This window comes from Ponticoccus sp. (in: a-proteobacteria), from assembly GCF_048381735.1.
Genome location: NZ_JBLXGL010000003.1, coordinates 338434 through 352463 on the forward strand (window position 1 = coordinate 338434; position 14030 = coordinate 352463).

Annotated in this window: 12 protein-coding genes; 4 read left to right on the forward strand and 8 right to left on the reverse strand. The window is 68.4% G+C overall.

What is annotated here, in order from left to right:
- Positions 1-75: 75 nt before the first annotated feature.
- Together mnmD and ACN5KJ_RS08715 are read left to right on the forward strand one after the other, a co-directional pair.
- A complete protein-coding gene (gene mnmD, locus ACN5KJ_RS08710; protein WP_418593348.1) occupies positions 76-738 on the forward strand; it encodes a tRNA (5-methylaminomethyl-2-thiouridine)(34)-methyltransferase MnmD in 663 nt (220 codons plus the stop codon).
- Between the two features lie 2 nt (positions 739-740).
- Complete coding sequence (locus ACN5KJ_RS08715) at positions 741-1610, forward strand: DMT family transporter (protein WP_418593350.1); 870 nt, start codon at positions 741-743, stop codon at positions 1608-1610.
- A 118-nt stretch (positions 1611-1728) separates the two neighbouring features.
- On the opposite strand, the gene ACN5KJ_RS08720 is transcribed toward ACN5KJ_RS08715, so the two are convergent.
- Positions 1729-3702 carry a lytic transglycosylase domain-containing protein gene (locus tag ACN5KJ_RS08720; RefSeq protein ID WP_418593351.1) on the reverse strand — a complete coding sequence of 658 codons (1974 nt, stop codon included), beginning with the start codon at positions 3700-3702 and terminating at the stop codon, positions 1729-1731.
- A 136-nt stretch (positions 3703-3838) separates the two neighbouring features.
- Between ACN5KJ_RS08720 and dapA the strand changes: the two genes are divergently transcribed.
- The gene (gene dapA / locus ACN5KJ_RS08725) at positions 3839-4714 is read left to right on the forward strand and encodes a 4-hydroxy-tetrahydrodipicolinate synthase (RefSeq protein WP_418593353.1); all 876 of its coding nucleotides are present in this window, start codon (positions 3839-3841) and stop codon (positions 4712-4714) included.
- A gap of 14 nt (positions 4715-4728) precedes the next feature.
- Positions 4729-5007 (forward strand): hypothetical protein, encoded by a 279-nt coding sequence (locus tag ACN5KJ_RS08730; protein ID WP_418593354.1) that lies wholly within the window; start codon positions 4729-4731, stop codon positions 5005-5007.
- Here the strand turns inward: ACN5KJ_RS08730 and ACN5KJ_RS08735 are convergent.
- From ACN5KJ_RS08735 to ACN5KJ_RS08765, 7 genes are all read right to left on the reverse strand, one after another.
- The gene (locus tag ACN5KJ_RS08735; protein ID WP_418593356.1) at positions 4998-6428 is read right to left on the reverse strand and encodes a DUF2252 domain-containing protein; all 1431 of its coding nucleotides are present in this window, start codon (positions 6426-6428) and stop codon (positions 4998-5000) included. The genes ACN5KJ_RS08730 and ACN5KJ_RS08735 overlap by 10 nt on opposite strands.
- A gap of 154 nt (positions 6429-6582) precedes the next feature.
- Positions 6583-7905 (reverse strand): M16 family metallopeptidase, encoded by a 1323-nt coding sequence (locus ACN5KJ_RS08740; RefSeq protein WP_418593358.1) that lies wholly within the window; start codon positions 7903-7905, stop codon positions 6583-6585.
- Positions 7902-9290, reverse strand: a complete 1389-nt coding sequence (locus ACN5KJ_RS08745; protein WP_418593360.1) for a M16 family metallopeptidase — start codon at positions 9288-9290, stop codon at positions 7902-7904. Before ACN5KJ_RS08745 ends, ACN5KJ_RS08740 begins: the two co-directional genes overlap by 4 nt.
- Before the next feature lie 156 nt (positions 9291-9446).
- A complete protein-coding gene (locus ACN5KJ_RS08750; RefSeq protein ID WP_418593362.1) occupies positions 9447-9968 on the reverse strand; it encodes a DUF3035 domain-containing protein in 522 nt (173 codons plus the stop codon).
- A 56-nt stretch (positions 9969-10024) separates the two neighbouring features.
- On the reverse strand, positions 10025-10507 hold the full coding sequence (gene lspA / locus ACN5KJ_RS08755) for a signal peptidase II (protein WP_347167943.1): 483 nt from the start codon (positions 10505-10507) through the stop codon (positions 10025-10027).
- Positions 10508-10643: 136 nt separating this feature from the next.
- On the reverse strand, positions 10644-12230 hold the full coding sequence (purH, locus tag ACN5KJ_RS08760) for a bifunctional phosphoribosylaminoimidazolecarboxamide formyltransferase/IMP cyclohydrolase (protein WP_418593364.1): 1587 nt from the start codon (positions 12228-12230) through the stop codon (positions 10644-10646).
- A 22-nt stretch (positions 12231-12252) separates the two neighbouring features.
- The gene (locus tag ACN5KJ_RS08765; RefSeq protein WP_418593366.1) at positions 12253-14001 is read right to left on the reverse strand and encodes a heparinase II/III family protein; all 1749 of its coding nucleotides are present in this window, start codon (positions 13999-14001) and stop codon (positions 12253-12255) included.
- Positions 14002-14030: the final 29 nt, after the last annotated feature.

Below are 14030 nucleotides of genomic sequence, written 5' to 3' on the forward strand. Positions count from 1 at the left end.
TTTGCGCCCTGTCCCGGGGCCGCCGTTCCGGCCCGGGGCCTTCCTTATCGCAGCCCCGGGCAGAAGGGCCAGACCATGCCGCCAGCCACGCTGGAATGGCGGGGAGAGATCCCCGTCTCCACCCGTTTCGACGACCCCTATTTCTCGCTCGAGGACGGGCTGAGCGAGACACGCCACGTCTTTCTGGCCGGCAACGGGTTGCCCGGGCGCTTCCGCGACGGCTTTCACGTCGCCGAACTGGGCTTCGGCACCGGGCTGAACCTGCTGACGACCCTCAAGGCCTGGCGCGACACCGGCCAGAGCGGGCGGCTGCGCTTCACCACCTTCGAGGCCTTCCCGCTGGAGGCGCCCGAGATGCTGCGCGCGCAGGCCGCCTTTCCGGAACTGGAGGCGCTGAGCCAGGAGCTGGCGCCGTTCTGGCAGCAGGGCGCGCAAAGCTTCGACCTGCCCGACCTGCACTTCGAGATGATCGTGGGCGACGCGCGCGAGACCCTGCCAGGCTGGCAGGGCGCGGCGGATGCCTGGTTCCTCGACGGCTTTTCCCCGGCCCGCAACCCCGAGCTGTGGGGCGCGGCGCTGCTGGCCGAGGTCGCGGGGCACATGGCGCCGGGCGGCACGGCGGCCACCTATACGGCGGCGGGCCACGTGCGCCGCGCGCTTCAGGCGGCGGGGCTGGCCGTCGCCCGCGTCCCGGGCTACGGGCGCAAACGACACATGACCATCGCGGAAAGGCCCTAAGCATGGCAGAACAGGATACCCGCCTCGGGATCTGGCTGATGGTCGCGACCACGCTGATCTTCGCCCTGCAGGACGCGCTGTCGCGCCATCTTGCCGGGGAATACAACGCCATGATGGTGGTGATGATCCGCTACTGGTTCTTCGCCGCCTTCGTGCTGACGCTGGCCGCGCGGCAGGCGGGCGGGCTGCAGGCCGCCGCGAAAAGCGGCATGCCCTGGGTGCAGGCGCTGCGCGGGACGCTTCTGGTGGTCGAGATCAACGTGATGGTCGTGGCCATGGTGCTGCTGGGCCTCGTGGAAAGCCACGCGGTCTTTGCCTGCTATCCGCTGCTGGTGGCGGCGCTGTCCGGCCCGGTGCTGGGTGAACACGTGGGCTGGCGCCGCTGGACGGCGATCGGCGTGGGCTTTGTCGGCGTGGTGATCATCCTGCAACCCTCGGGTGGGGTCTTTTCGCCCCTTGCCGCGATCCCCCTGCTGGCGGCCACGATGTTCGCGCTTTACGGGCTGCTGACGCGCTACGTGGCACGGACCGACAGCGCCGCGACCTCGTTCTTCTACACCGGCACCGTGGGCGTGGTCGCCGCAACCGCCATCGGCCTGTGGTTCTGGGAGCCGATGGTGGCCCCGGACTGGGGCTGGATGGGGCTGCTGTGCCTGACCGGCGTGGCCGGGCATTACACGCTGATCCGCTGCTACGAGGTCGCAGAGGCCAGCGCGGTGCAGCCCTTCGCCTATCTGCAACTGGTCTTCGCCAGCACCATCGGGCTGATGGTCTTCGACGAGACCCTGCGCACCAACGTCGTCCTTGGCGGTGCGATTGTGGTGGCCGCCGGGCTCTTCACCCTGTTCCGGGCGCGCAAGCTCCGCGGCTGAGCCGAATTCCGCACCGGAATTCGGGCCGGTTTCTTTCAAAGAAACCGCCCCCGCGCGACCGCGGCCAATGCCGCCCGGCGATCCACCGACGGGACAGGCCGCAGTCATGCGCGGCGGGCTACTGGCTGACCGCCTCGGCCCTCAGCGTCGATCCGACCAGCTCTTCGCTGAAGGGCACCGGGTGCGGGGGTTTGCCCAGCCGCGCCCGGTAGACCGGCAGCGATTCCGCCACCCGCATGATGTAGTTGCGGGTCTCGGCGAAGGGCACGAATTCGATCCAGTCGACCACATCCACCTCGCCGGTCCGGGGGTCGCCCAGCTCCTGCATCCAGCGCAGCGGGCGGCCCGGCCCGGCGTTGTAGCCCGCCGACATCATCACCACGTTGCCGTTGAACCGCTCTGCCAGCCCCGCCAGGTAGGTCGAGCCCAGCCGCGCGTTGTAGGAGGGATCGGTCAGCAGCCGGTCGGCGCTGTAGTCCAGGCCAAGCTGCCGAGAGACGTCCTGCGCCGTGCCCGGCATCAGCTGCATGAAGCCGCGCGCGCCCGCCCCGGAAATCACGCCGGGGTCGAACTCGGATTCGCGCCGCGCGATGGACAGGACCAGCTCCTTGGGCACCGGGAACTCGGTCTTCACGATGTCCGGGTGCAGCGCATAGTAAGGCCCGGCCAGCTCGATCCCGTATTGCGCCGCGCGCTTGCCCAGCATCACCTGCACGTGGGGGCGCTCCATCTCGGCCAGCATGTCGCCCATCTGCCCCATGCCCTCGCGGTCCAGCCCCTCGGCCAGATGGGTCAGGAAGCGTTCGCCAAGGCTGAGTTCCTTGGCCGAGAGCAGCAGCAGCGCCGCCTTGTAGACCGAGCTTCGGGTGAAGGCGGCCTCGCGCCAGTCTGGGAAGGCCTCGGTCCCGGCCAGCCGCGCATCCGGCGCGACGCCGCCGCGCTCTGCCGCCAGCAGGCCGTAGAAGGAGGTCTGGAAGTCCGCCCCCATGGCATAGGCCTTCTGCGCCTCTTCGGCATGGCCCGCCGCTTCATGCGCGCGGCCCAGCCAATAGCCCGCGCGTCCGGCGGAAATCGGTGTCCAGACGGCGTCCTGAAAGTTCTCGAAATGGGTGATTGCGCGTTCGGGATCCTTCAGGAAGCGCAGCGCCAGATAGCCCGAAAGCCATTCCAGCGCGGCATAGTCGCTGCCCTCCACGAGGAAATGCGTGGACGCGATATTGTAGGCCTCGACATAGGCGCCCTGCAGCATCCGTTCGCGGGCGAGGTCGTGCCGCTCCGACGCCCAGGCCCAGGGTTCGCCCAGCGATGCAACGCTGGTGGAGCGTTCCAGCAGCAGCGCGATGGCATCGGCGTCGCGGCCCTTGCGCACCCGCCAGAGGAACCGCTCGAAAGCCAGGCCCGGATGGTCGATCAATGCCTCGGGCACCTTCGCGATCAGCCCGTCGACCCCGGCGGCAGAGCCACGCAGGCCCAGCCGCGCCTGCGCCAGCGCCTTCCAGCCCTCGTCGACCAGCGGCAGCATCGATTCCGCGTTCCGGGTCCAGCCCTGCCACAGCGTCATGTCCATCCGCGCTTCGTGGTGCGGTTTCAGGATTTCGCCCCAGGCCGCCTGCATGGCGCGGCGTTCGTCGTCGGACATGGACAGGGTGCGCCAGGCCAGCACGATATCGGCCTGCGCCGCGCCCTCGTCGTCCGCCGCCATATGGGCGCGCGCCAGCGCCAGCGCCCCGGCGCCGGTCTGCGGCAGGCCATCGGCAAAGAAGGCGCGGACCTGTTCGGGCGTGGCACCCTCGTTCATGGCGATCTCGGACTTCTCGCGCAGGTAGGGCTCGCCCGGCCAGTTCGGGTTGCGGTCGAGGAAATCCATCACCTCGGTCGCGTCGCCGCGCCCGGCGCGCAGCGCGTGCCAGAGGATCACGTCGACGGCGGTCTGGCCATCACCGCGCGCCTGGATCTGGGCCGCCGCCCAGTTGCCTTCGCGCAGGGATTGCATGGCGCGGGCCAGCGCCTCTCCGGCCTCCTGCGGCTGGGTCTGGGCATGGGCCGCGAAGCCGGTACAGAGGAACATCAGAACAGCAAGGAATCGCGACATCAGCTTGCAATTTCCGCTTTTAAAAGGAATAGAGCCATTTCGGGAGGATATCGCCGCCATGCGGGTCTTCAACTCACATTCCCGATGGGTCGGCGGGATTCCCCCGCTTGCACAGTAGCACGAAAAGGAGCGTATCATGTTCAAGGGATCTATGCCTGCACTGGTTACGCCGTTCAAGAACGGCGCAGTGGACTTCGATACGCTCAAACGTCTTGTCGACTGGCATGTCGATCAGGGCTCGCACGGGCTGGTGCCGGTCGGCACCACGGGCGAAAGCCCGACCCTGACCCATGCCGAGCACGAGGCGGTGATCGAGGCGGTCGTCGAGGCGGCGGCGGGGCGCATCCCGGTGATCGCGGGCGCCGGGTCGAACAACACCGACGAGGCGGTGCGCTTCACCCAGTTCGCCCACCGGGTCGGCGCCGATGGCGCGCTGGTGGTGACGCCCTATTACAACCGGCCGACGCAGGCCGGGCTGATCGCGCATTTCACCGCCGTGCATGACTGCGCGGATATCCCGATCATCATCTACAACATCCCGGGCCGGTCCGCCGTGGACATGTCGCCGGAAACGCTGGGCGAGCTGGCGAAACTGCCGCGCATCGTCGGCGTCAAGGACGCGACCGCCGATCTGGCGCGGGTCTGCCGCCAGCGCATCACCTGCGGGCCGGACTTCCTTCAGATCTCGGGTGAGGACGCCACCGCGCACGGTTTCAACGCGCAGGGCGGCGTGGGCTGCATCTCGGTCACCGCGAACGTGGCGCCGAAGCTGTGCTCGGAGCTGCAGGAAGCCTGCCTGTCGGGCGACTACGGCACTGCGCTGACCATTCAGGACCGCCTGATGCCGCTGCATCAGGCGATCTTCACCGAACCGGGCCTCTGCGGCGTGAAATACGCCATGTCGCGGCTGGACCTGTGCAGCGACGAGGTGCGCCTGCCGCTGGTCGCGCTGACGCCGGATACCATGGCCAAGGTCGACAACGGGCTGCGGCACGCCGGCCTGCTGAACTGAGGGCGGGGCGGGCCGTGAAGATGCTTCTCGGCCCGCATCCCCTGCACAGGCGCTGGCGCATCGCCATCGGCGCGCTGGTTCTGTCGCTGGCGTTTTTCGGACTGGCCTCGGTGATCGACCCCGGCCCGGGGCTGCGCCCGCTGACGGCCATGGGCCTGCTGGCGCTGCTTGTCGCCCTGCATGTCTGGCTGTTCAGGATCATCCATCCGGCGATCCTGCGCCGCACCATCCCCCAGCCCAAGACCGGGAACGCCTTCATCCGCTGGTACCTGGACACCGGCGATCAGCGGTAGCGTTTCAGCGTCACGTCGAAGGCGCCCTGCTTCAGGTCCCGCCGGTAATAGGCGTGATCCTGTTCCAGCCGCTCCAGCGCCTCTTCCGCGAAACAGATCATGTCGTCGATGAACAGCGGCAGCGGCTCCATCGCCTCCAGGATGCGCGGTTCGATCTCGTAATCCAGCTGCCCCGCGTCGTCGGACCGGGCATGCGCCTGTGCCAGCGCCAGCCCGCAGGCGCGGGCGTATTTCTTCCAGCTTTTCCTGGACAGGTCGTCGAGGTCGATGTCGTTGCGGAACGGCGCGCGCTCGCGGGACATGAAGCTTTCGCCGTCGATCTCCACCGCGCCGTAGAACACGTCGCCAGAGGCCAGATGCACCGATTGCCCATGCGCGATCCGGTCGCCCTGATCGCCCGCGTCAAAGTCATTCGCGGGCACCAGCCCTTCCAGAGCCGAGGCCCGCGCGCGCTTGAACTCGATGATCAGGTCGTCCGAGGCATCCCGGCTTGGCCCCTCCAGCAGGCAATAGTAGCGCGGCAGCCCCAGCGAGGCGGTGCCCTGCCCGTGGCGCATGCAGACATCCTTGACCGTCAGCGTGCCCGCGCGGCCCTTGCTGTCGAGGCCGTTCGCCGCGACCAGCCGGTTGATGTAGCCCTGAAACTCTTCGGTGCGGGTGGAAATCGGCGTCAGCTCGGAGTTGGCGCGAAAGCCCAGCCCGTTCTCGTTCAGGTAGCGGTCGCGCAGCCAGTCCCTGCGGCTTTTCCCGGATTTGTCGAAAAGCTTGCGAATGACCTTGGGGCTGTTGTCGGGGCGCATGTGGCGGATCGTGCCGTCGCCGTGCTTCGCATAGAAGGTCATGCCCTCGTGGTAGCCCTTCACGAACTTCGCGACGATCTTGCGCTGCATCTTTGTGCCCTGGCCGCCCTCTTGCTGCGCTGCCAGCATGAATCCGGTGGCGCCGCGCTTGAGATCCCAGCTGAAGGGGCCATAGATCACGTCGTCGAAATCGTTCACGCCGAAGATCGGCACGTTGTCGGCATTGGGCATCACGCCGAAGTTGGCCGGGTGCACGTCACCCAGCACCAGGACGGTCGGCATGCGGTCGTCCTCGCCCACCATGTCGCGGTGAAACAGCAGGGAGGTGCCGCGAAAGAAGGAAAACAGGTTGCTGGCCAGCGTGTCGAACTTTTCGTCGGCGCCCTGCGCCTTCTGGTCGATGCGCACGGCGTGATCCTCGATGATCGTCTTGCGCACATGCAGGCGGCGCGCCTGCCCCGTCAGGTTCTGCGGGCGCATGACCACCGGCTCTGCGGCAAAGCGGTCGGCAAGCCGGGCATAGTCCCCGACCCGGCTTTGCAGCGATTCGACGGGCGAGGCGGTTTTCTTCTTCCGGGCCTTCCTGGTCCCGCTGTCTTTCGCGCTGTCGCTGGCTGCCATGGCCCTGTCCTTTCCCTCGGTTCTGGAAAGGTCAACGGCACCCCGGGGCAAAGCGTTCCACTCAAGCACAGGCGGGCCGCGCAAAACAATGGGACCGAAGCCCTTGCCCGGCTTCGGTCCCTGCTGCGGTTCGTGGCCGTGGCGCGGCGCGCGCTTACTGCATCGGCGCCTCGTCCAGCCCCTCGGGGCGGCCGACGACGGTGAAATGCAACGCCTCCGGCTTCATCAGCTCCTGCGCGACGCGCTGGATGTCCTCCAGCGTCACCGCCTCGATCTTGGCGTTGCGGGTCTCGATGTACTCGGGCGTCAGGTCATCCATCTGCATGCCCACGAGGATCTGCGCGATCGGCCCGTTGCCGTCGAAGCGCAGCGGATAGGCGCCGGTCTGGTAGGTCTTCGCCCGCTCCAGTTCCTCGGGCGTGACGCCCTCTTCGACCACCTTGCGCCATTCGTCGCGGATCACGTCGATGGCCTCTGCGATGCGGTCGTTGGCGCTGGCGACGCGGCCCACGAAAAGCTCGGCATGATCCTTCGGGGCGAGATAGCTGTAGATGCCGTAGGTCAGGCCGCGCTTCTCGCGCACCTCGTTCATCAGCCGCGCCTCGAAGCCGCCGCCGCCGAAGATGGTGTTCAGCAGGTAGGCCGCGAAGAAGTCGGGATCGTCGCGCTTCATGCCCTTGTGGCCGAAGACCGCGACCGACTGCGGCGTGTCGAAGGGGATTACGGTCACCCCGGCCTCTGTCTGCACCTCGACGTCGGCGGGCAGCGGCGCGCCGGTTTCGGGCAGGTCGGACAGCAGGCGGTCCATCAGCGCCCCCAGTTCGTCGGCGGTGATGTCACCCGCCGCCGCGACGTAGACGCGATCCTGCGTCAGCCCGTTCTTCAGCGCCGTCACAAGGTCGTCGCGGGTCAGCGCCGCCACGGTTTCGGGCGTGCCGTCGGGGGGCGTGCCATAGGGGTGATCACCGAAGATCATCGCGTCGAAAGCGCGGCTGGCGATGGTGTCGGGGTCCTTCAGGTCCGATTGCAGGTTCGACAGAAGCTGCGCGCGCACCCGTTCCACCGCCTGCTCGTCAAAGCGCGGCTCGACCAGCGAGGCGCGCAGCAGTTCGACGGCCTCGTCGCGGGTTTCCGACAGGAAGCTCATCGAGATGCTGACCGCGTCGTCGCCCACATCGTAGCGGATCTTCGCGGCGATGCCTTCCTTGGCGGCGGCGAAGGCGCTGGCGTCCATCTCGGCGGCGCCCTCTTCCAGCGTGGACACCATCAGCGAGGTCGCGCCCCGCTTGCCGGGCTCGTCCAGCGAGGTTCCTCCCCTGAAGCGCAGTTCCAGGGCGACGAAGGGGATCGAGGGTTCCTCGACCAGCCAGGCCTTGAAGCCGCCCGGGCTTTCGACCTGCTGGATGTCCACGGCGGCCCATGCGGTGGCGGCAAAGGAACAGGCGGTGACGGTCAGGGCAAGGAAGAGGCGCTTCATTGGGTGATCTCCTTCGGGGCCTGTCCGGCGTCGGGCGGTGTGGTCAGGTAGCCGGTGACCGAGGCCTTGGGGTCGAAGACCTTCTTGGCGGCGGCCATCACGTCCTCGGCGCTCACCGCCTCCAGCACCTGCGGCCAGGCCTGCACGTCCTCGACGGTCAGGCCGGCGGTCAGCGCCTGCCCGTAGCGGCGCGCGGTGCGGGCGGGGTCGTCGCGGTTGTAGATCTCGGCGGCGCGGATCTGGAACTTGATCCGCTCCAGCTGCTCGGCGTCGACGCCGTCCTGCATGAATTGCGCGAGGGTCGCGTCCAGCGCCTCTTCGGCCTCTGGCAGCGTCACGCCCGGGGCGGGCACGATCACCAGTCCGAAGGCGGTGTCGTCGTAGGAAGTGCCGGCGTAATAGGCCGTGGTATAGACCGCCTTCTGCTGCTGGAACTGCAAGGTCTGCGTCAGGACAGAGGTCTGCCCGCCGCCCAGAACCTCGGCGAGGATGGTCAGCGCGGCGGCCTCTTCCTGCGCGCCGGGATCGCGTTCGGGCGCAAGGTAGCTGCGCGTCACATAGGGGGTCGCGACGCGCGGATCCTCGAAGACCATGCGCCGCGCGGCGGTCTGCGGCGGCTCTTGCGGGCGCACCCGTTCGCCCAGCTCGGGGTTGGGCGGGATCGGGCCGTAGTGCTCTTCGGCCAGCGTGCGCACCTCGTCCGGGGTCACGTCGCCCGCGACCACGAGGATCGCGTTGTTGGGCGCGTAGTTGCGGTTGTAGAACTCCAGCGCGTCGTCCAGATCCAGTTGCGTCATCTCATGGCGCCAGCCGATGATCGGGCGCCCGTAGGGATGGTTGAGATACTGCGCCGCCATGGTCTGCTCCCGAAACAGCGAGCCGGGGTCGTTCTCGACCCGCATGTTGCGCTCTTCGATGATGACCTCGCGCTCTGTCAGGATGTCTTCCTCGTCGAGTTGCAGGTTGACCATGCGGTCCGCTTCCATCTGCATCATCAGGCCAAGGCGGTCGGCGGCGATGCGCTGGTGATAGGCGGTCTCGTCGAAGCTGGTGAAGGCGTTGTCGGACCCGCCGTTCAGGGCCACGGTGGCGCTGAACTCGCCCGGTTCCAGCGTCTCGGTGCCCTTGAACAGCAGGTGTTCGAGGAAATGCGCGACGCCGGATGTGCCGGGGATCTCGTCGGCAGAGCCCGCCTTGTACCAGACCATGTGCACGACCACGGGCGCGCGGTGATCCTCGACCACGACGACCTGCATGCCGTTTTCCAGCGCGAAGGTGGTCACCGGATCGGTCAGCGCCTCCTCTGCCGGGGGGGCCTCGGTCTGGGCCAATGCGGGCAGGCCGGTGGCCATCGCAAGGGACAGGATCAGGGAGGTCAGGCGCATCGCGTCATCCTTTGTCACCACGGGTTGGGTCATAAGTACGCAGTGCTCGCGCAAGATCAAGCGAGCCCACGATGCGGTGACAGGGACGTGAGAACCGTAAAGGACGCGACGGCCTGCGCCGGACCGGGGTCCACCCCGGCCCAGACGGCGCGCTGGTCAGTTTGCGGGCGGGGCCGTGGGCGTCCGCGCACCGGCGGCGCGGTAGCGGCGCAGCCATTCGTTCGGGTCAAGCGACTGCCCGGAATAGGCGCGGTTGTAACGGTTGTCCGGCACCAGCGACCAGTTGAAGATGTTCTTGCGCTTGCGGAATTCCGCGTCCGCGGTCGCCAGTTCGGCGCGCACGTTCGGATCGCGCCCGTAGCGCGTGGCCCGGTTGACCAGCGCCGCATCGCTGCCCGGAATGCCCGCGTTCGGATCCAGCCGCGCGGGGTTGCCCCCCAGCGCCACCACGGCATCGGCCTTGGGGTTCTGGTCGGCGCGGTTGGCGTAACCGGGCGTCGGAGGCGGCAGTTGCCCGTAGCTCTCAGGGTCCAGCAGGGGACGGTTCGGAACGATCCCGAATTCCTCGGGCTCGCGCTGGTTGGTCCTCAGGTCGTGCAGGGGCTTGTCGCTGCGCACAAGCCCGCAGGAGGCGCAAACCCCCAGTCCCACAATCGCCACAAGAAGCGACAGCCGCATTGGCTACCCTCCGTTTCCCACATTGCGCACAGCTTTAACCGATCTTCCCGGCCCCGTCACGGGGCCTTTTTCTTCGGCGGTTTCGACGGTGTGAAGAGGACCAGCCCGATGGCGCCCGCGAAGATCGCGATATCGGCCACGTTGAACGAAAAGGGGTTGTCGATCCCGCAGCAGGACATGTTCAGGAAGTCCGCCACCGCGCCGTAAAGGACGCGGTCGATCACGTTGCCAAGCGCGCCGCCGATCAGCAGGCCCGCGCCGATCAGGCCCAGAAGGCCCGGCGGGTCGCGGCGGATCCAGACCACCACGACGGCGACGATCACCAGCGCCACTGCGATCAGCACCCAGCGCGTCAGGTCGTCGTCGCCTGCCATCAGGCCGAAGTTCACCCCCCGGTTCCACGCCATGCGGAAGGTCAGGAAGGGCGGAAAGACCTCGATGGTGCCGCGCTGGTCAAGGTTCAGGGCGCTCAGCACCCAAAGCTTCGACATCTGGTCGAGCGCAAAAACGACCAGCGCGCTCAGCGCCACAAGCCGCATCGGTTTCGTCACCGGTTTCGTCGCTGCCATTGCCCTGCCCTGTCCTGTTCGTCCGCGCCTGATAGTCGCCGGGGGCGCGAGCCTCAAGCCCGGCCCATTGCGGCAGGCCCCCGACGCGCGGAGGCCCGCCCAGCCCTCAGTGGCGGAAGTGGCGCATGCCGGTGAAGACCATCGCCAGACCGGCTTCGTCGGCGGCGGCGATCACCTCGTCGTCGCGCATCGACCCGCCCGGCTGGATCACGCAGGTCGCGCCTGCGGCGGCGGCCTCCATCAGCCCGTCCGGGAAGGGGAAGAAGGCGTCCGAAGCCACGGCAGAGCCCTTGGTCAGCGGTTCCGGCAGGCCCAGGGCCTCGGCCATGCGCTCGGCCTTCTTGGCGGCGATCAGGGCCGAGTCGACGCGGCTCATCTGGCCCGCGCCCACACCCACGGTTGCGCCGTCCTTGACGTAGACGATGGCGTTGGACTTGACGTGCTTGGCGACCTTCCAGGCAAACAGCAGGTCCTGCATCTGCGCCTCTGTCGGTTGCACTTTTGTGACCACCTTCAGGTCTTCAAGCGTCCGCTGGCCCACATCCTTGTCCTGAACCAGCATGCCCCCAGCCACCTGTCGATAAGTCAGACCGGCGGTGGCGGCATCGGCCAGACCCTCGGTCAGCAGCAGGCGCAGGTTCTTCTTCTTCGCGAAGATCTCTTTCGCGGCCTCGTCCGCACCGGGCGCGATGACCACTTCGGTGAAGATTTCCGAGATCGACTCGGCGGTTTCCGCGTCCAGCGGGCGGTTCAGCGCCACGATCCCGCCAAAGGCAGAGGTCCGGTCGCAGTCGAAGGCCGCCTTGTAAGCATCCAGAATCGTTGCGCCCTGCGCCACGCCGCAGGGGTTGGCGTGCTTGATGATCGCGCAGGCGGGCGCGCCGCCGGCGAATTCGCTCACCAGTTCAAAGGCCGCGTCGGTGTCGTTGATGTTGTTGTAGGACAGTTCCTTGCCCTGAAGCTGGGTCGCAGTGGCGATCCCCGCCCGGTCGCTGCCATCCACGTAGAAGGCCGCCTGCTGGTGCGGGTTCTCGCCGTAGCGCAGCCCCTGCTTCAGCGTCCCGGCAAAGACCCGGCGGCGCGGGGTCGTCTCGCCGATGGCGCCCGCCATCCAGGTGCTGACAGCGGCATCATAGGCGCCGGTGCGGGCATAGGCGATCTGCGCATGGCGCTGGCGGAAGGCGTAGGAGGTCTGGCCCCCGTTCGCCTGCAGCTCGGCCAGCAGGGCGTCGTAATCCTCGACATCGACGATGGTGGTGACGAAGGCGTGGTTCTTGGCCGCCGCCCGGATCATCGCCGGGCCGCCGATGTCGATGTTCTCGATCATCTCGTCGTAATCCGCGCCGCGCGTCAGCGCCGCCTCGAAGGGGTAGAGGTTGACCACAAGCAGGTCGATCCCGCCGATGCCGTGTTCCTCCATCGCGCCGGTGTGCTCGGCATTGTCGCGCAGCGCCAGAAGCCCGCCGTGCACCGCCGGGTGCAGCGTCTTGACGCGGCCGTCCATCATCTCGGGGAAGCCGGTGACATCGGCCACGTCGCGCACCGCGACGCCCGCCTCGCGGATCGCCCTGGCAGAGCCGCCGGTGGACAGGATCTCGACCCCCGCAGCCTCCAGCGCCTTCGCCAGGTCGATCAGACCGGTCTTGTCGGAAACGGAAAGAAGCGCGCGGCGCACGGGCTGAAGGTCGGACATGCGGGGTTCCCCAGTGTTCAGGTCAAACGGTTCCGTCCGCCTCGTCGCGGGCGAGGTCGCGCACGGCCAGCGCCGTGTCCTGCGCCTTGGCCAGCGTCCAGCGGACGCGCGTCGCATACTGCATTGCGCGCCCGGATAAAACGACCTGCTTGGTCGCACGGGGCCTCAGGCGCCCTTTTTCAAGGTAGACCGAGGGTTGCAGCGCCATTTCGACCTTGCCTTCGAAGCGAAACACCCAGATTTCGCCCGACCGCAGCGCGATCGAGGCGGCCAGCCCGCCCATATCCAGCGTCACATCGGCCTCGGGGTGCAGGTGAAAGCGAATCTCGAAGGGCAGCCCGGCCAGCCGGACCCCGTCCATCGCGCGGTCAAAGCGTTTGCGGGCGGCGGCATCCAGCGCCACGAGGTAGTCCTCGCCCCTCAGGGTGCGGCCGTCGTGTTCAAGGATCAGGCTGCGCGCATGGGTCAGCCCCTGCCCGCCCAGATACCCATCGTGCCCGCCCTCGAACCGCAGCGAGTCGGCCAGCCGGGTCATCTGGATCGGCACATGGCGCGGCGCGTCTTCCAGCAGTTCGCGGCGCGCCGGGCCGACCCATCGCTCGGGCGACAGCCGCGCCGAGGAATAGCCCTGAAGACAGAGCACCGAATGCGAGGGCGTGGCCCGCCCGGCGCGGCGCCATTCCGCGCCAAAGCCCTCACCCGATCCGCAGCTGACCACCACCGGCCTGCGCCCGGAGGTCAGCTCGAAGGCCAGTGTCGAGGCATGGGCCTGCGCCGAGGCGGGCCCGGCGGGTGGCGGCGCCGCATCCACGATGACGCTGGTCCGCCCCGCCGAAAGCCGCGCGAAGCCCATGGCCAGCCCGTCCGCCTGCCGCCGCTTGCTGCCCGAGGCGGCCAGCGCCTGATCCAGCCGCCCCTCCAGCCCGCGCCCGCCGCCGTGAAACCGGGCCAGCCCGCCATCGGCGTGGCGCAGGGTGCGCAGGGTGGGGGCGATCCGGCCGATCGCCTCGGTGATCGCGCTGTCGGTCTCGCGGTGGGCCTCGGCCAGCGCCGATTGCACCCATGTCAGCAGGGTGAAGACCTCCAGCAGGTCCTCGGGGTTGCGGGTCGGGATACCGCCCTCTGCATCGATCTGCCTGCGGCATTCGGCGCTCAGCGTCGCCAGCGCGGGGCCGACATGCTCTTCCATCCCCTCCAGCGACAGCCCGGCATACAGCAGCCCCGTCATCGCCTCGAAGCGCGGCAGCCCCGGCTCTGCCCCCTGCCCGCGCCGCGCCAGAAAGCGCGCCTGCGCGGCCAGCGCGCGATAGAAGGCCGCCGCCTCCTCTGCCGGGCGCCCGCGCAGCAGGAACAGCGCGTGGTGGATCCAGCGGATCACCCGCCGCCCGGTCAGCCCCGGCGCCCAGCCGATACCGGTGCCCCGGCCATAGCGGTCGATCCAGCCCCAGACCCAGTCCTGCGCCAGCTTGCGGGCGCGCGGGTCGCCCACGGCGGCAAGATCGTCAAGCCAGGCAAAGCCCTGTATTTCCTCGGAAAAGGCCTCGTCGGGGGCATCCAGGTCCCAGGGAAGCACACCCTTCGCCTCGACCAGATGACCGGCGAACATCAGGTTTCCCGCCATCAACTGGCGGCCCTTGGCAAAGAAGCCGATGGTGCGAGGTTCGGGCTGCGAGACGAAGCCGCGCGCGGGCCGGGCGCGCGCCGCCAGACGGGCATGGACGCGGTCCAATGCCCGCGCCTGCGCGGTCCGCCAGTTCCGACGCGTCGCCATGGGTCTCTGCACTGCCTCTTGCCGCCCCT

Bases quoted from the DNA above. Each gene is read 5' to 3' on its own strand.
- ACN5KJ_RS08750 (WP_418593362.1), bottom strand. From the start codon at position 9,968: ATGCGGCTGTCGCTTCTTGTGGCGATTGTGGGACTGGGGGTTTGCGCC.
- ACN5KJ_RS08735 (WP_418593356.1), bottom strand. From the start codon at position 6,428: ATGGCAGCCAGCGACAGCGCGAAAGACAGCGGGACCAGGAAGGCCCGG.
- purH (WP_418593364.1), bottom strand. From the start codon at position 12,230: ATGTCCGACCTTCAGCCCGTGCGCCGCGCGCTTCTTTCCGTTTCCGAC.
- dapA (WP_418593353.1), top strand. From the start codon at position 3,839: ATGTTCAAGGGATCTATGCCTGCACTGGTTACGCCGTTCAAGAACGGC.
- lspA (WP_347167943.1), bottom strand. From the start codon at position 10,507: ATGCGGCTTGTGGCGCTGAGCGCGCTGGTCGTTTTTGCGCTCGACCAG.
- ACN5KJ_RS08720 (WP_418593351.1), bottom strand. From the start codon at position 3,702: ATGTCGCGATTCCTTGCTGTTCTGATGTTCCTCTGTACCGGCTTCGCG.
- ACN5KJ_RS08765 (WP_418593366.1), bottom strand. From the start codon at position 14,001: ATGGCGACGCGTCGGAACTGGCGGACCGCGCAGGCGCGGGCATTGGAC.
- ACN5KJ_RS08740 (WP_418593358.1), bottom strand. From the start codon at position 7,905: ATGAAGCGCCTCTTCCTTGCCCTGACCGTCACCGCCTGTTCCTTTGCC.
- ACN5KJ_RS08745 (WP_418593360.1), bottom strand. From the start codon at position 9,290: ATGCGCCTGACCTCCCTGATCCTGTCCCTTGCGATGGCCACCGGCCTG.
- mnmD (WP_418593348.1), top strand. From the start codon at position 76: ATGCCGCCAGCCACGCTGGAATGGCGGGGAGAGATCCCCGTCTCCACC.
- ACN5KJ_RS08715 (WP_418593350.1), top strand. From the start codon at position 741: ATGGCAGAACAGGATACCCGCCTCGGGATCTGGCTGATGGTCGCGACC.